Below are 15008 nucleotides of genomic sequence, written 5' to 3'. Positions count from 1 at the left end.
GTTACCGGGAAATTGCGTCAGGTCAGTGTTTGCTTTTTTTGACGAACCGTTGATCCGAAACCACTTCTGCCTCCCTCTGTAGGAGCGAGCTTGCTCGCGATGGTCGTGAACGATAACGCGTAAAGCCAGATACCCAGCGGCGCACTCGCGTTCTTCGCGAGCAAGCTCGCTCCTACAGGGGGTCGTGTTCGCTTAGTAATCCCGCCGCTTTCGAAACGCCCAGCGCCCGGCAATCACGGTAAAGGTCGCCACCAATGCCACCAGAATCCAGAACCCTTCCGGATCCTGGGAAAGCGGTACGCCACCCACGTTCATCCCGAAAAAACCGGCAATGATATTGATCGGCAACGCCAGCACCGTCACCACGGTCAAGGTAAACAGCGTGCGGTTGCTCTGTTCGTTGAGGTTGGCGGCGATTTCTTCCTGCAACAGCTTGATGCGTTCACCGAGCGCGGTCAGGTCGTTGATGATCAGCGCGAACTCCTCGGTGGATTTGCGCAGCTCCTTGACGTCTTCCTTTTGCAGCCAGGGCGGCGGACGGTTGAGCAGGCGCAGCAGCGATCCCGGCTCCAGCGCCAGCAGGCGTTGCAGACGCACCAGCACCCGGCGGTTGGCGCCCAGCTCGGCGCGGTTGGTCGACAATCGCTGCGACAGCAACTCGTCTTCAACCTGATCCACGCTCAGGCTGGTCTTGCGCACGATCTGGGTCAGCACTTCGCCCTGGTCGCGCAGCAGGTGCACCAGCAATTCCAGTGGTGAGCGAAAGCGCTCACCGGCCTTGACCGACGAACGCAACTTGTCCACCGAGTGCAGCGGTTGCAGGCGCGCGCTGATGATCAATCGACTGCGTACGCACACCCAGAGCGTCGAGACATCCGACGAGACCATGCTGCTGAGGTTGAACACCACATCGTTGACCACCGCCAGCAACGCCGAATCGACATGCTCAATGCGCGTCGAGCGCGAACCCTCATGCAGGGCTTCGAAAAACTCGTCGGGCAATTCCAGATGACTCTTCATCCAGCGCTCGCACGCGGCATGGGCCAGGTTCAGATGCAGCCAGAGGAATTGTTCCTCATCTTGCGGTTGCTGCAAGTACTGCAACGCTTTGGCCGAATCGATCTCCCGACCGCGTTCACCGGGACGAAAACTGAATTCGTACAGCAAACCGAACAGATCCGGATCGCGATGGCTTTGATCGAGGCTGTGGTTCATGAGGACTCGCAAGGGAGGCGCCTGTCGCGGGTTTTACAGGTTTACGTGAGCGGCATCATCGCAAGGCCGTTTGACGGTTTTGTGACGAGCATCGATTTGTATCGGGGGTGAAACCGAGTAGGTACACAGTCGATCTCAAGTGCGGGCATGGCATGTCGATGACGGGGAAAACCTGAACCCACATCGGATGAACGCCATGGTCAGCACCTCGGCCTGATCCATCGCTCAGGCACAAAAAAGCCGCACGTTGATCAATTCGTGCGGCTTTGCAGCGTGTTCGTTGCCTTATTTGTTGCTCAGGACTTCGCCGGTCGCGGCCAATATGTCCACATCCCACTTCACGTTCTGCGGGTCGCGTCCTTCGACTTCATAGATGTACCCCTTGAAGCGATGTTCCAGTTGGGTTTCGGTAATCGTCGAACCTGGGTGCAGCTTCAGGGCGATCTGGGTCAGTTCTTCCAGTGGCTTGACCTTGCCTTCCTTGATCAACTGAGGAATCTGGTGCAGCAGGACATCATCTTCCTTCGCCTGGACCACAGCGGCAGGGATCAGGGTTACAGCGGCGAACCAGGCAATCACGTTTTTCATCGGCTTCTTTCCTTGGATGAGTGAATCCGAGATCAAATTAATCACGGCAACTTAATTCACCCTTAAATGCCCTTTAACCGAATCAAAGACTTACAAACCTTAGGATGCAAAAAAGCCGCACGATCCGGAAATCGTGCGGCTTTTTGCAGTGTGAATCAGTCGTCTTTTTTGTTTTTCAGGACTTCGCCGGTGGCGGCGTTCAGGTCCACGTCCCATTTAACACCTTGGGCGTCTTTGAGTTCGACTTCGTATTCGAAGAGGGTGGTGTGGTTGTCCAGGTCGCTGTCGGTAATCGTTGCGCCCGGGTGCAGTTTCATCACGATCTGGTTCAGCTCTTCCAGCGGCTTGATCTTGCCGTCCTTGACCAATTGAGGGATCTGATCGACGGGAACATCTTTGGCCTGGACCAGACCGGCGGTGAGGGTCAGGGTTGCAGCGACGAACAGGGCGGTCAACGTCTTCATGGGTGTCTTTCCTTAGCCGTTTAAATGGGGCTGAGCTGTTTAAGTGGGATCAGATTAGTTGTGGCAACTTAATTCAGCCTTAAATTCCCTTAGTCTGAACCAAAGTCTTCGCGAGCAGGCTCGCCCACAGTTGATCCTTTGTGGGAGCGAGCCTGCTCGCGAAGCAGACGCCACGGTTGCGGATCAATACCCGTTATTCTTCAACACCTGATCAACACTTGCCGCCGCCGGGCGTTTATAGAATTTCAACAACTCACTGGCACGGTTGGTAAAGATCCCGTCGACACCCGCCTCCATGACCTTCTGATAATCCACCGCCTCGTCGATGGTGTAGACATGCACCAACAGACCCTGATCGTGGGTGTACTGGTTCATCCATGGCTGCACCAGATCCATGTAACTCTGATCGCCACCGTGGGTCAGGGCCGCGGACGGGCCGGTACCGATCGCGCCCTGGGTCTTGGCATAGTCGATCCAGCGCTGGAATTCAGCTTTGTCCTTGGGTTGTTGTTGGGCGTAATAAGCGGCCTTGTCCTTTTCGCCGGACTCGGCAAACGCCACTTTCGAGGCCGGCTCGATGTTGCCTTCGCCAACCCACAGCAACAGGATCTTTGGCACCTTCGGCATTTCCTTTTGCAGCAGTTCGAGGCTGCTTTTTTCGAAGGTTTGCAGGATCACCTTGCCTTTGCCTTGGCCGACCGCCAATTCGCTTTTCGCCAGTTTCGAACCGGCCGGGTTCAGCCAGCCACGGTCCTGAAGTTTCGCTTTCAGGTCATGCTCGATGCCGGGAAACTGCTTGGGCTCCTTGGTCTCGATGTACAGACCGGGCTTGTGCAGCGGATTGCTTTGGGCGATGTCGATGATTTCATCGAGGGTCAGGATTTTCAGACCCGCATAGGAGGGGCGCGCGCGATCCGGGTAAGCCGTGTTGAACCAGCTACCGGCATCAAGGGTTTTCAGCTCGGCCATGGTGAAAGCGTTGGCCGGGCTGTCCTTGCGCTCGGGGAACTTGATTGCGACATCGGTGGTGCGTTGCAGGTTGTTATCGTGCAGGGCGAACAGCACGCCGTCCTTGCTGCGTTGCAGGTCCAGTTCCAGATAATCGGCGCCGAGGTCGCGGGCCAGTTTATAGGCGGCGGCAGTGGATTCCGGCGCGTCGAACGACGCGCCACGGTGGGCAATCACTGCCGGATGCGGGATGCCCAATCGGCTAGCCAGCGCCGCGGGGGTTGGCTCGCTGGCCGCTTGTACGTGGCCGAGACCGAGCAACAGGCTCAGCATCAAAGCGCTTTTGGTGAAAGTGGCTGGCATGGTCGAGATCCTTTCGCGATGGTTTTCAAGGACGTCCCTTTTAACAACTGAACGTTGCCGACGCTATCGCGAGACCGACATAAACCTGTTCAAAGCTGATGTTCGTCAGCGTTTTTGTGCGTTGGTTTGCAGTAGGCTTGGCCCGTGCAAACTCCCCGGCAGAGGGACATCCATTGGCACACCTTGTGTGTAAACCAACAATCACTTTTTGTGAGGTTTCCATGCGCATCACTTCCCAGCTCATTTGCCAGGCTGCCGATCAACTCAAAGGCTTCGTGGGCCTCAATCGCAAGACCGGCCACTACATCGTCCGCTTCAGCGAGGACTCCTTCGGCATGGACGTGGCCGATGACGGCATCATTCCCGTCAGCGAGTTTGTCTGGGCACCCGGTCCCGAGCAGACCATGACCCTCAAGCGCGAGTTGATTCAGTTGTTGCTGGATCAGAACATCGATGAGCGGATCAACATCAGCGAACCGTTACGGGTGTATATGAATAGGCGGGATGTGCCGGAGATTTCGGCGGTGCGGAGTTTGGTGCGGGGCTGAATGACTGTGGTGTCAGTGCTGGCCTCTTCGCGAGCAGGCTCGCTCCCACAGTTGATCTCGGGTGGTCACAAATTCTGTGCACACCATAGATCCCTTGTGGGAGCGAGCCTGCTCGCGAAGGCGGCCTGATAAAAGCCCCATCATCTACCGACTGAACGCATAATCCCGCTCAACCTTGCACACCCGCGTATGACACCGCGCATACCAGGTCGACCGCCCCCGCTCACGGATCGCACTGTGCTCGGGATGATGTTTCCAAGCCAGGATCGCCGCCTCACTGCTCCAGTACGATACCGTGATCCCAACCCCGTCATCGCCCCGCGCCGACTCCACGCCGAGGAACCCCGGTTGCTTACGCGCCAGCTCCACCATCTGCACGGCAGCCTCGGCGTAACTCTGATCGCCCTCAGTGCGCAGCGAGGTGAAAATCACCGCGTAATAGGGCGCAGGCGGCGTATTGGCCATCATGACTGTTGCTCCGCGCACGCTTTGACCAGGGCCCGTACCAGCGGCGGCAAGGTGCCTTTGAGTGCTGCGCGTTCCGGCTGGAACAACGTGGCGACGAAGAACGGATGATGGTTGAGTTCAACCGCACGCAGGCCTTGCGCGTCATCATGGCCGACCGCATGAAGACCGTGCTGGAGCAAGGCCTGCTCAAACTCCGGATTCACCCCATAGCGGCAGCGATAGCCTTCATGAATCTCGGACGTTTCATACGCCGCGGCGATCAACGAACCCTCAAGCAAATGAATGGTGTCAGTGACTTCCACCAGTGAGCAGGTCAGCGGCGAGAGCAGAACCCGTGACGCATCGGGCGATGTCTCGCCATGCTCGGCATCTTCCCAGCCCAGCACATGGCGGGCGAACTCGAGTACAGCGTGCTGAAAACCGCCACAGGTGCCGAGGAAAGGTCGTTGTTGTTCGCGGGCAAAACGAATCGCCTGTAACGCGCCGTCCATGTTGCGATAGGGGCTGGCAGGTACGCACCAAAAGCCGTCGTACTCCTCGAGCGGCGTGTCGGCGTTGATGCTGTCGGTGGCCAGCCATTGTCCTTGCACATTCAGGCCGCTGTGTTCGGCGGCCAGGCCCAGCGCCACGGGGATGGCCTGGTGGGCGGTGACTTGCGGGTCGTGATCGCCGATCAAGGCGATGCGGATGAGGGTGTTGTCCATGAGTGTCCTCGGTGCTTGTTGATTCCTGATGCCCACTATAGATTGGCGTTCACGCATTCAATATTGGCGTTATTCCAAATGATCAATGCAGCGACGCACTATCGCCTGGACTATCCGGACCTGGCCCTGATCCTCGCTTTGGTGCGCGGCGGCTCTCTGGCCCGGGCTTCGCAGCTGATGAAGGTTGATGTTTCGACGGTGTTTCGGGCCGTGCGTCGATTGGAAGCCGCGTTGGGCCAGCAGTTGTTTGAGAAAAGCCGAACAGGTTACTTGCCCACCACCCTGGCGCAAGCCCTGGCCAGGCAGGCCGAACGGGCCGAACAAGCATTGGAAGCGGCGCGTATTGGCGTGGAGCAGGGCGGTGACGTGGTCAGTGGCACGGTGCGCCTGACCTGCACCGATTCGGTCCTGCAAGGTTTGCTGTTGCCGGCGCTGGCGCGGTTTATGCCGAATTATCCGGCGCTGACCCTGGAACTGAGCACCTCCAACGACTTTGCCAACCTCAGCCGCCGCGATGCCGACATCGCCCTGCGCCTGACCCGTACGCCACCGGAGCATTTGGTGGGGCGACATTTGGCGGACGTTTCCTACCGGGTGTGTGCGAGTGCGGGTTACCTGCAATCGGTCGATAGCGAAGATTTGGCCGCATTGACCTGGATCGCCCCGGATGACTTCCTGCCCGATCACCCAACGGTGGCCTGGCGCCGTCAAGCGTTACCGGGCGTGATGCCGGGTTATCGCTGCAACAGCATGCTGTCGGTTACCGAGCTGGTGCGCGCCGGATTGGGCGTGGCAGCGTTGCCGGACTTTTTGATCGATGAAGGCTTACAAGCGTTGGGCGAGCCATTGCACGGTTACGACACGGCGCTGTGGCTGTTGACCCGCCCGGATTGCCGAGCCTTGCGCTCGGTGGTGACGCTGTTTGACGAGTTGGCACGGGCGCTGAAATTGCCCGAGCCAGTTTCATTCTGAAATACATTGCGACGATTGGTAGGGTGCCATTTGCTGCTTGCCCCTGGGGCGACATTGTCATTTATTGCAGCTGATAACACGCCAGGAACATTTCCAGCGCCGACTCCACCACCGTGCCCTGCATCTCGGGCGACAGCCTCGGCTGACCCATGGAAATCTGCGGCCAGAACGCGAAGGATTTGAGCAGGCCCTGCACCTGCTGCGCAGCAAAGTCCGGGGCGACCATTTTCAATCGGCCATCGGCCTGGGCTGCACGAATCCACACCGTCAGGTTTTCTTCACGCTCGCCCATTCGGGTCACGATGTTCTGGGCACGCTCGGGAGAATGGATGGCTGCGGCAATCGCCACACGCGCCAGATCGAGAAGGTTGTCATCGCTGAGCATTTGCACCTTGGCAGTCAGCAATAGGCGCAATTGATCGCGCAAAGGTAGCTCGCGGCTGTAGGACGTTTCCTGTTCCGCCGTCACCCTGATCCATAATTGATTAAGGATCTCGGCAAACAGCTCTTCCTTGCTGGGAAAGTGGTTGTACACCGTGCGCTTGGACACACCAGCCGTGGCGGCAATCTTGTCCATGCTGGTGATTTCGAATCCGTTATCACGGAATTCGACAATCGCCGCCTGAATGATGGCTTCGCGTTTTCGGTCGGTCAGGCGCTGTGGAGCTGTCATAAATGCGGCTTCGGCAGGGTTGGATGAAAAACTACACTTGGCAGTTTACTTGCGATCGGCTTTGATGCAACCTTGAAACTACACTGTGCAGTGTAATGTTTTGTTAATCCTGCACAGTGATAACTAGAGTTTCGGCTGATGCGTGCGTGCCTTGGCCATTTATCGTCCCAAAGCGGAAAACCGTGATACGCGCGGTTTTTCTGGAGTCATTCAGTCATGGCCAACTCAACTTCCACGACGGATAGCGCTGTCACACAAGCGTCCCGTCAGACAGAAGGGCAATTCCGTAACCAGGCATCGGTCAAGCGCGAAGGCTTTCGCAAGACCCTGCGCATCCTGTGGAACGTGATCTTCCACAAACCCCATGACACCCGTCCCAATGCGCCGATCCCGGTGCAGCCCCTGACGCAGGCGGCGCTGATTGCCGCGCCGAACCACAGTGTCTACCGCCTCGGGCACTCCACCGTACTGCTCAAGCTGCGGGACAAGTTCTACATCACCGATCCGGTCTTCGCCGAGCGCGCCTCGCCTGTGCAGTGGGCCGGTCCGAAACGGTTTCACCAGCCACCGATCAGCCTGGAGCAATTGCCAGCGATTGAAGCGGTGATCCTGTCCCATGATCACTACGACCACCTGGACCATCAGGCAGTGTTGAAGCTCGCCGATAAGACCCGCTGTTTCCTCACGCCGCTGGGTGTGGGCGACACCCTGATCAAATGGGGCATCGACGCCGGCAAGGTCCGGCAGCTGGATTGGTGGGAAGGTATAGACGTCGACGGCCTGCGCTTTGTCGCCACGCCGTCGCAACACTTTTCCGGTCGCGGCCTGTTCGATGGCAACAGCACCCTCTGGGCCTCGTGGGTCATGATCGACGGTGACACGCGGATCTTCTTCAGCGGCGACAGCGGCTACTTCGACGGCTTCAAACGCATCGGCGAACAATATGGCCCGTTCGACCTGACCCTGATGGAAACCGGCGCCTACAACGTCGAGTGGCCGCACGTGCACATGCAACCCGAAGAAACCCTGCAAGCCCACCTGGACCTCAAAGGTCGCTGGCTGCTGCCGATCCACAACGGCACCTTCGACTTGTCGATGCACGCCTGGTACGAACCCTTCGACCGCATCCTGGCCCTGGCCTGGGAGCGCAGCGTGACGATCACCACACCGCAGATGGGCGAGGCCTTCAACCTGACACACCCGCGTCGGGGTGATGCTTGGTGGTTAACGGTTGAACATCAGGTGTATGAGAATCAACGAAGCGTCGGCTGAAACGACTACAAGCAAGGACGAACCTTCGTACGAGAAGCTGCGACCCCTTATGACGGATAATTTCGGCCGCTTCGGTAGGCTGAAAACCGGGTGAAATCACTCACCCGCTTTCCGTCAGAAGGAATTTTACATGGACGTAACATTAAGCCGCTGCATGATGCGGCTGGCCGGGCTCGCGCTGTTCTTGATGGCCTCCAGCGGATTCTGTGCGCGGGCAGCCGCGCCCGAAACGCCACTGGAATACCTGAGTGTCGATGAAATCAACCAGCGCATGGATCTCGGTCATCTGAGTTCCGCAGCGTTGGTTCGGCACTTGTTGCAGCGGATCGAAAAACTCGACAAAAACGGACCGGCCATCAATGCCATCATCGAACTCAATCCCGATGCCCTGGCGATGGCCCAGGTCATGGACCGGGAGCGAAAGGGCGGCTACATCCGGGGCCCGCTGCACGGCATCCCGGTATTGCTCAAGGACAACATCGATACCTCCGATCAAATGCAGACCAGCGCCGGCTCACCGGCCATGGTCGGGCAACCTGCCGCGCAGGACGCTTTCATCGTGCAACGCCTCAGGGCGGCCGGAGCAGTGATCCTGGGGAAAACCAATCTCAGTGAGTGGGCTGCCTTTCGCGATCCGGCCATGCCCAGCGGCTGGAGCGGGCGCGGCGGGCAAACCAAAAATCCGCACCTGTTGAGTGGCGATGCCTGCGGGTCCAGCTCAGGTTCTGCCGCCGCCGTTGCCGCAGGTTTTGCTCCACTGTCTGTGGGAACGGAAACTTCTGGCTCAATCAGCTGCCCCGCGTCCATGAATGGCGTGGTGGGCATCAAACCCACGGTGGGCCTGTTGAGCCGCAGCGGCATCATCCCGGTGACTGAAAAACTGGACACCCCCGGGCCAATGGCTCGCACGGTGCGTGACGCGGCACTCTTGTTGAACGCCATGGTCGGCTACGACATCGCCGATCCGGTCCCGAAGCCGCATAACCTGGAAACGGTGGACTTCACGGCAATGCTGCGTCCGGACGTGCTGGTCGGAAGGCGAATTGGCTACCCCGCCAAATTTGATCGTGACGCGTCGGCGCTTCAAACAGATCCCCAGTTCTCCCGGGCGCTGGAAATCCTGCAGGCGGCCGGTGCAACGCTGATCCCCGTGGAACTGATCGACCCGGTTTCGGCGAGGGTAGAGGAGGCGTTTCATATGGGAATCAAGCGAAACCTGCCTCGTTACCTGGCAACGCGAACCGGCATTCCGGCCCAGACACTGGAAGATCTGCTGCTGTTAAATGCGCCCAACGCCGAAGGCTATAACCAGGACACCTTGATGGCGGCCAGCAAAATTGCCTTTGACGCGCAAACCTACGATCAGCTCTGGCAGACCATCCAAAGCGAAAACGCCGCGGCCATCGATCGATTGCTGGCAACCTATCAACTGGATGCCCTCGTTTCAGATGTCCAATCGCCCGCCATGAACGTCGTACCGCTGGCTGGTTATCCGGGCGTCATGGTGCCTTCCGGAATTGACGATGAAGGAGTGCCCACCTCGGTTTACTTCTTCGGACCTCGCTGGAGCGATGCCAGGGTGCTGGCGTTGGCGTATGGGTACGAGCAAGCTTCGAAGGCTTGGCGGGCGCCGGCCTTCAAGCCATAACGAATGGTCGTCAGGTGAAGACCACCTCAAGTCGGCCCTCTTTTCGTGAACGGGGGGTCGATTTGACGACGATTTTCACGTCTCGCCCAAGCAACAACAGGCACTCCATCATTTTGGCTTCACTGATCCCCCGAAACTTTCCACGCAACATCTCGGAAAGCTTGGGTTGAGACAGCCCCAGGATTTCCGATGCCTGAACCTGGGTCAGGTGGCGGGCCTTGATGATCTCCCCAATCTTTGCGGCCAGCTGGGATTTGACTCGCATCTCGCTGGCATTGGGTGTTCCGAGGTCTTCGTAGACGTTTCCGCTACTCTCTTCGATTTCAACCATTCTTCCACCCCTTTGCACAAATCGGCCTCTGTGGGAGCGAGCCTGCTCGCGATGAACCCGAGAACGCCGCGGGGTGACAGGTAGCCAACGTCATCGTTGACGACCATCGCGAGCAGGCTCGCTCCTACAAAAAAAACGATGCCGATATCGCCTTTTTGATATACGCGAAATATACCTATATGGGAATAATCGTCAATCGATTAGCCGATTCACTCCACCATTGCAAAATCCGCCCGCCCCACCGGGTTCGGCGTCGAACCTTTCACATTCATCCCTCGCCCCGGTGCAAATCCCGGGAAGAACACCAGCCCCTCCGACTCAAACCGATATGCCAGCGTCAGCCGCGTGACATCCAGTACCTCACGCTCCGCTTCAAAACGCTGGATGGCCTCCACCGAAACCCCAGCCTCTCGGGACAACTCATCCACACTCCAGCCCAGCATCGCTCGGGCCTGGGCGCAGTGGGCCGGGGTGAATTGGAAAAGGGCGATACGCTCCAGGGTGATTTTCATCGCTTGATAGGCCATGGTGTTCTCCGGGCTCGAAAGAGGGGGGATCAAAATATACTGTGTTTTTGTACAGTTGTTTTGAGCTCGGATCAAATTGATTTTTCGATTTTCTCTATCCCGTGCCTCTCAGCCGGACGGACGGTTACTTCTCCACCAACCCCGGCGCCTCCCGCACAATCAAGTGATCCAGATTCTCGATGTTGGCGCTGAATACCCCGAACGTCTGCTCGGGGTTTTTCTTGCTCGGCACCTGCTTCAACTCCGGCGTCACCCCATAAAAGAAGCAATACAGCTCACGTTCGCTTTCAATCGCATGCTTGATCTCCGCCAGAAACGACTTGCGCTTGCGATAGCCCTCGATCAGCTTCTTGCTCAGGTAAACATTGACCGAATACGGCTTCTTCTCAAACCAGACCTTCTTCTCGAAGTCGATGCGAAAGCTCTGGGTGTAGTCTTTGATCTCCTTGATCCTGCCCCAGTAAATCAACCCCTTGTTGTCCAGCAGGTACTCGATCTTCTTGAAAAACGCGCTGTAGGTCGCGTTGTGCTCGCCGATCTTCAGCGGCATGCGCTTGAGCAGTTCCTTGTCCTCGAAATTCGAGATAAAACACTCTACGGGGTGGGCGAAGACGTGAGTCTTGTCCGGTGTCGAATCCTGGACAGGATGCCCGGCGTCACTCTCCACTGACGACGTTAACGGCTCACCCCTCGCAACATCCGCCACGACCGCTGGACTGTGCGGCTTGCGCACATACTGACGCCGGGTCAGCAATAACTCTGACGGAAAATGCTCCTCGCGACCGTCATCCGTTTCCGCCTCATCCGCACCCGACGCCGGCGTCTTCAGACTCGCATAGGCACAACCCTCGACATGCCGCGTACTCGGCAGATTCTTGAAGTGGGGCGTGCGCACGTAATTCACGTTCTTGGCGTTAAACGTCCCCAGCTCATTCGCAGTATCGAACGCCAAACGACAGGCATCGTTGGGGCACTGGAAATGCTCCTGGGCAGAATCGAACGCCATCGTCTCGTCGAAATTGAGATCGCGCACGTCATAGATCGACAGCTTGTCGTCGAGGCCGAGGCAGTAGGCGAGGTCGAATTTCATGGAGGGCTCGGGTCCGTGAGGGGAGGGGTATTAATAGCGGGAGATGGGGCGGGTTGCACTGACTGTTTTCAACACACCTTGAATCTTGTTGACCACACCAAACCTGTGGGAGCGAGCCTGCTCGCGAATCCCAAAACCACCACAGCCATCAAGCCAGCCACCATCCTGTGGCGAGGGGATTCATCCCCGCTGGGCCGCGAAGCGGCCCCAAAACCAGTAAACGCGATACATCAGGCCAATCACGTTGCGCGGATTAGTGACTGCTGCGCACCCGAGCGGGAGCAAGCGTCCTCGTCACAGGTTTTCTTTAGTTCGCTCACTCGGGCTTCAATCGCTTCCCCCATCAAGCAAAACCGGTGGCGGGCAGAGAAGCAAAACCTCGATCAGGTGACAAGTCAGGGTTTTTACTTGAACAGCGAGGTTGGCACGTCTGCCTCACGCGTTGCAGCTAAGTTGAAACAAATATGCTGGGTCATAGATTTTTTTCCCCAACAAGTTCTCCAGAGCTCCAAGTTGCTCGTTCGTGAGGTTGTAACCTTCCCATCCTTGTTGCTCAGCGGTCCATCCCATGATCTGTTTTATTTCCTGATCATTCCCTGTTGGGAGCTCTTCTTCGAATGCAAGGAGTTCGTTATCTCTGTAAAAGGCTTCGATTACATAAATCATGGTTCCACACTCCTAGTGCCATCCGCAGGTTTGGTTTGCTTGCCGGTGACCGGATCGTATTCTCCGAGATGACGGCCACGTTTGTCGTAAATCTCCACAGTGCCATGCTGCGAGTCCCATTCAAAAATTATCCCTTTTGAGGTTTTCCATCGTTTGCGAAGACCACCGCCGCCCTTGATAGGGGTCTTACGAGTCGCTCTCGTTGCATTGGGAAAGGCAATGAGCCCATTCGGTGCCGGATAGTATTTGTGGTCAGAAACACTCACCACAACATAAACCGGCCGAACCCTCGACCCCACCGGAAACACCAGAATGAAATCCTTGTACTCAGGCGGATAAATCGGGTTCACGATGATCGCGTCAGCGTGTTTGTTCGGCGGAAAAACCCAAATGTGTGGCGCCTGCGGGGCGGCCTCCAGTTTGGGAATGCCAAGGATGTCGGAGCCGTCAACGGCCGGGGTCCAGATCAGTTCGATGCCTTCACCGAGGTCTGCGACGAATTGGCTACCACGGGCCTCGATCTGCACGACATCGACCATTTCCCAGTCGAGGTTCGTGCCGGTATAGAAGGCGTAGCCCTTGAGGCTGCCATCAGCTTGTTGTTCGACCTGCAGGCGCATGCGCGAGCGTGCTTGTTTCAGAGCGCGCAGTTGCTCTTCGGAATAGAGGGCGCTGTCGCCGAGACTGGGCGTCCAGAACACGGCGACCATGCCGGCCAAAGCCGCCGTTGTCGCCGCACCGAGCGCAGTGGCGGCGCCTATGCTCGGGGCGATAAGGGCGGGTGCACGAAGTGCAAGCTGGCCCACACCCAGCGCAACGGTCGAGCCGCTGATCGTTTGCAGATTCAGCAGCCCCTCATCGTCGACCTCGCGAGCGCCGAGCCAGGCGATCTCTCCGTAGTCGCTGAGACTGTCGGTGGGCACCATCCCCGAAGGATTGGAATAGTTGATGATTGCGTCCGGCAACTTGCAGGACTTGGCGAAGACGCAACCGCGAGGTGCGATTTCTTGTTTTTCCTCGACCACGTTAGGACGGCGCATGAAGGCTTCCTGCCTGGCGAGCATGGCGTCGTAGTCGGCTTGCAGGGCGTCGTACACGGCCATTTCATCGGCCGTCATGTGGCGGTAGGTGACGTGATGGCCATCGCCGGACGGCGGGGTTTGAATCAGGAGGAGGTGCTTGTTGCGAGCCACTGACTGTCCTTGTGTGTTCGTCCATCGGCAGCCCCGGATCAGGGCTGCGCGACGTTAACGAGCGGGACGGTTTGTGGCTGTAGGACGGGGCTTCAATGACGGTAGGCGTTGTCTCTGATACTCAGGATCGCAGAGCAATGCTCCTACGACTCATTGGTTTTATAGGCTTGAGAGTGTTGTCAGTAGATGTCTGTCATCAAACTGTGGCGAGGGGATTTATCCCCGTTGGGTCGCGAAGCGGCCCCAAGGCCGCATAAAAAAGCGGAACATCAGTCAAACCAGCGCGTACGAGTTGGCTGTTTTTACTCGAAAACAATAAATCCGCTGCTGATATCTCAGGTAGCGGATTTTAGTAGGGGCGAACAGTCAGTACCCACGCATAACGCGTGACGCTTTCCGCCACCAGGATTCTTGGCGATTGAAAGGATCCTCCGCCAACACACACGGCATATCCCGCAACCGAATCCAGGGCTCGTCCTGCCAATGCAACATACAGAGCGACATCTTCGGCCAATCAAGCACGCTCAGCGTCGGACGCTCCACCATTCGTGATGCCCGTGCATCACGCAGCACAGGCACAACCTGATGCGTCAGCCATTCGCGCAGCAATCGATTCTCGGGACAATAGTGATAAATCAACAACGCATACACGCCTGATTCGCTCACCATCAAGCGCTCTTTGGCAGCGCCGTATATATCGACAAGCATCATTTGCCTCTGGTCCGCATCAAGCTTGCGCGTCATGCGCTCATCAAGGTGCTGACCCATCATCCGTCCCAGATCCTGCGCGCAGAACCAGGCCTGATTCTCTAAAAGAAAGGCATGCAGGTGGGCGTTGTGTCGAGTGAAACGGGTAGGTATGGGTGGCTCATGCATGGCCTGCCTCCAGGAGCGGAAGCACGCGGCTGGATCTGTAGGTACGGCGATTCACCTTCATCATGAAGGTCCGATAGTCGGGCATTTCCTTTACCTCTGGCTGCTTTCTTAGGGCATTCGTTAAGGGTGTCGGGAGCTAAGAAACCCACCAGAGACGGGCCGGACATATTCCCCTTTCGGGTCTTGTATTCGCCCACTCCCGACATAACGGGACTTTTTCGCAGACGTAGAAAAACCGCAGACGAAAAAAAGCCGCATGACTGTCGGGTGCGGGAGACCGCTCTGGTTAAGGCGTTTCTTAGGCGCCGATTTAGAAGGATAGGGGGGGGAGGCTGCCCGGTCAACTTTTAAATTATGGTCGGCACAACAATGTGCGACTATTATTCTTATTTCTTACAGCGTATTTCAATAAACAATAACTCAAGTTGTTCTTCGACTGTTGAGTGACTGATTTGAGGGGGA

Annotated in this window: 17 protein-coding genes; 4 read left to right on the top strand and 13 right to left on the bottom strand. The window is 57.4% G+C overall.

Going from position 1 to position 15008, the window contains the following annotated elements:
- Nucleotides 1–192: 192 nt before the first annotated feature.
- The 4 genes from ACSFE6_RS09125 to ACSFE6_RS09110 form a co-directional block, all read right to left on the bottom strand.
- Nucleotides 193–1215 carry a transporter gene (locus ACSFE6_RS09125; RefSeq protein WP_435427288.1) on the bottom strand — a complete coding sequence of 341 codons (1023 nt, stop codon included), beginning with the start codon at nt 1213–1215 and terminating at the stop codon, nt 193–195.
- A 285-nt stretch (nt 1216–1500) separates the two neighbouring features.
- On the bottom strand, nt 1501–1803 hold the full coding sequence (locus ACSFE6_RS09120; RefSeq protein WP_435427287.1) for a PepSY domain-containing protein: 303 nt from the start codon (nt 1801–1803) through the stop codon (nt 1501–1503).
- 155 nt (nt 1804–1958) lie between these two features.
- Nucleotides 1959–2267, bottom strand: a complete 309-nt coding sequence (locus ACSFE6_RS09115; protein ID WP_435427286.1) for a PepSY domain-containing protein — start codon at nt 2265–2267, stop codon at nt 1959–1961.
- A gap of 183 nt (nt 2268–2450) precedes the next feature.
- The gene (locus tag ACSFE6_RS09110) at nt 2451–3578 is read right to left on the bottom strand and encodes a glycerophosphodiester phosphodiesterase (RefSeq protein ID WP_435427285.1); all 1128 of its coding nucleotides are present in this window, start codon (nt 3576–3578) and stop codon (nt 2451–2453) included.
- A gap of 221 nt (nt 3579–3799) precedes the next feature.
- On the opposite strand from ACSFE6_RS09110, the gene ACSFE6_RS09105 reads away from it, so the two are divergent.
- On the top strand, nt 3800–4126 hold the full coding sequence (locus ACSFE6_RS09105) for a DUF2025 family protein (protein ID WP_435427284.1): 327 nt from the start codon (nt 3800–3802) through the stop codon (nt 4124–4126).
- 144 nt (nt 4127–4270) lie between these two features.
- On the opposite strand, the gene ACSFE6_RS09100 is transcribed toward ACSFE6_RS09105, so the two are convergent.
- Nucleotides 4271–4594 (bottom strand): antibiotic biosynthesis monooxygenase family protein, encoded by a 324-nt coding sequence (locus ACSFE6_RS09100; protein ID WP_435427309.1) that lies wholly within the window; start codon nt 4592–4594, stop codon nt 4271–4273.
- Nucleotides 4591–5298: a CTP synthase C-terminal region-related (seleno)protein gene (locus ACSFE6_RS09095; protein ID WP_435427283.1), complete on the bottom strand. Its 708-nt coding sequence runs from the start codon at nt 5296–5298 to the stop codon at nt 4591–4593. The genes ACSFE6_RS09100 and ACSFE6_RS09095 overlap by 4 nt, the downstream gene beginning before the upstream one ends.
- 15 nt (nt 5299–5313) lie before the next feature.
- On the opposite strand from ACSFE6_RS09095, the gene ACSFE6_RS09090 reads away from it, so the two are divergent.
- A complete protein-coding gene (locus ACSFE6_RS09090; RefSeq protein WP_435427282.1) occupies nt 5314–6270 on the top strand; it encodes a LysR family transcriptional regulator in 957 nt (318 codons plus the stop codon).
- A gap of 61 nt (nt 6271–6331) precedes the next feature.
- Here ACSFE6_RS09090 and ACSFE6_RS09085 read toward each other — a convergent pair whose 3' ends face one another.
- The gene (locus tag ACSFE6_RS09085) at nt 6332–6943 is read right to left on the bottom strand and encodes a TetR/AcrR family transcriptional regulator (protein ID WP_435427281.1); all 612 of its coding nucleotides are present in this window, start codon (nt 6941–6943) and stop codon (nt 6332–6334) included.
- A 216-nt stretch (nt 6944–7159) separates the two neighbouring features.
- Here ACSFE6_RS09085 and ACSFE6_RS09080 point away from each other — a divergent pair, with 216 nt between their 5' ends.
- Both ACSFE6_RS09080 and ACSFE6_RS09075 read left to right on the top strand, forming a co-directional pair.
- Nucleotides 7160–8215, top strand: a complete 1056-nt coding sequence (locus ACSFE6_RS09080; RefSeq protein ID WP_435427280.1) for an MBL fold metallo-hydrolase — start codon at nt 7160–7162, stop codon at nt 8213–8215.
- 130 nt (nt 8216–8345) lie between these two features.
- The gene (locus ACSFE6_RS09075; RefSeq protein ID WP_435427279.1) at nt 8346–9863 is read left to right on the top strand and encodes an amidase family protein; all 1518 of its coding nucleotides are present in this window, start codon (nt 8346–8348) and stop codon (nt 9861–9863) included.
- Nucleotides 9864–9873: 10 nt separating this feature from the next.
- Here ACSFE6_RS09075 and ACSFE6_RS09070 read toward each other — a convergent pair whose 3' ends face one another.
- The 6 genes from ACSFE6_RS09070 to ACSFE6_RS09045 all read right to left on the bottom strand — a co-directional run bounded on the left by ACSFE6_RS09070 (nt 9874) and on the right by ACSFE6_RS09045 (nt 14546).
- The gene (locus ACSFE6_RS09070) at nt 9874–10194 is read right to left on the bottom strand and encodes a helix-turn-helix domain-containing protein (RefSeq protein WP_435427278.1); all 321 of its coding nucleotides are present in this window, start codon (nt 10192–10194) and stop codon (nt 9874–9876) included.
- Between the two features lie 209 nt (nt 10195–10403).
- On the bottom strand, nt 10404–10721 hold the full coding sequence (locus tag ACSFE6_RS09065) for an XRE family transcriptional regulator (protein ID WP_435427277.1): 318 nt from the start codon (nt 10719–10721) through the stop codon (nt 10404–10406).
- Nucleotides 10722–10845: 124 nt separating this feature from the next.
- Nucleotides 10846–11811 carry a hypothetical protein gene (locus tag ACSFE6_RS09060; RefSeq protein WP_435427276.1) on the bottom strand — a complete coding sequence of 322 codons (966 nt, stop codon included), beginning with the start codon at nt 11809–11811 and terminating at the stop codon, nt 10846–10848.
- Between the two features lie 435 nt (nt 11812–12246).
- Nucleotides 12247–12477 carry a DUF7683 domain-containing protein gene (locus ACSFE6_RS09055; RefSeq protein ID WP_435427275.1) on the bottom strand — a complete coding sequence of 77 codons (231 nt, stop codon included), beginning with the start codon at nt 12475–12477 and terminating at the stop codon, nt 12247–12249.
- The gene (locus ACSFE6_RS09050; protein WP_435427274.1) at nt 12474–13670 is read right to left on the bottom strand and encodes a colicin E3/pyocin S6 family cytotoxin; all 1197 of its coding nucleotides are present in this window, start codon (nt 13668–13670) and stop codon (nt 12474–12476) included. The genes ACSFE6_RS09055 and ACSFE6_RS09050 overlap by 4 nt, the downstream gene beginning before the upstream one ends.
- A 366-nt stretch (nt 13671–14036) precedes the next feature.
- Nucleotides 14037–14546: a BRO-N domain-containing protein gene (locus ACSFE6_RS09045; RefSeq protein ID WP_435427273.1), complete on the bottom strand. Its 510-nt coding sequence runs from the start codon at nt 14544–14546 to the stop codon at nt 14037–14039.
- Nucleotides 14547–15008 lie beyond the last annotated feature (462 nt).

Source organism: Pseudomonas baetica, assembly GCF_051216495.1.
Taxonomy (GTDB): Bacteria; Pseudomonadota; Gammaproteobacteria; order Pseudomonadales; family Pseudomonadaceae; genus Aquipseudomonas; species Aquipseudomonas baetica_B.
This window is presented reverse-complemented; position numbering and strand designations above follow the sequence as displayed.

Bases quoted from the DNA above. Each gene is read 5' to 3' on its own strand.
- ACSFE6_RS09055 (WP_435427275.1), bottom strand. From the start codon at position 12,477: ATGATTTATGTAATCGAAGCCTTTTACAGAGATAACGAACTCCTTGCA.
- ACSFE6_RS09115 (WP_435427286.1), bottom strand. From the start codon at position 2,267: ATGAAGACGTTGACCGCCCTGTTCGTCGCTGCAACCCTGACCCTCACC.
- ACSFE6_RS09080 (WP_435427280.1), top strand. From the start codon at position 7,160: ATGGCCAACTCAACTTCCACGACGGATAGCGCTGTCACACAAGCGTCC.
- ACSFE6_RS09075 (WP_435427279.1), top strand. From the start codon at position 8,346: ATGGACGTAACATTAAGCCGCTGCATGATGCGGCTGGCCGGGCTCGCG.
- ACSFE6_RS09065 (WP_435427277.1), bottom strand. From the start codon at position 10,721: ATGGCCTATCAAGCGATGAAAATCACCCTGGAGCGTATCGCCCTTTTC.
- ACSFE6_RS09060 (WP_435427276.1), bottom strand. From the start codon at position 11,811: ATGAAATTCGACCTCGCCTACTGCCTCGGCCTCGACGACAAGCTGTCG.
- ACSFE6_RS09105 (WP_435427284.1), top strand. From the start codon at position 3,800: ATGCGCATCACTTCCCAGCTCATTTGCCAGGCTGCCGATCAACTCAAA.
- ACSFE6_RS09045 (WP_435427273.1), bottom strand. From the start codon at position 14,546: ATGCATGAGCCACCCATACCTACCCGTTTCACTCGACACAACGCCCAC.
- ACSFE6_RS09120 (WP_435427287.1), bottom strand. From the start codon at position 1,803: ATGAAAAACGTGATTGCCTGGTTCGCCGCTGTAACCCTGATCCCTGCC.
- ACSFE6_RS09085 (WP_435427281.1), bottom strand. From the start codon at position 6,943: ATGACAGCTCCACAGCGCCTGACCGACCGAAAACGCGAAGCCATCATT.
- ACSFE6_RS09110 (WP_435427285.1), bottom strand. From the start codon at position 3,578: ATGCCAGCCACTTTCACCAAAAGCGCTTTGATGCTGAGCCTGTTGCTC.
- ACSFE6_RS09095 (WP_435427283.1), bottom strand. From the start codon at position 5,298: ATGGACAACACCCTCATCCGCATCGCCTTGATCGGCGATCACGACCCG.
- ACSFE6_RS09100 (WP_435427309.1), bottom strand. From the start codon at position 4,594: ATGATGGCCAATACGCCGCCTGCGCCCTATTACGCGGTGATTTTCACC.
- ACSFE6_RS09125 (WP_435427288.1), bottom strand. From the start codon at position 1,215: ATGAACCACAGCCTCGATCAAAGCCATCGCGATCCGGATCTGTTCGGT.
- ACSFE6_RS09070 (WP_435427278.1), bottom strand. From the start codon at position 10,194: ATGGTTGAAATCGAAGAGAGTAGCGGAAACGTCTACGAAGACCTCGGA.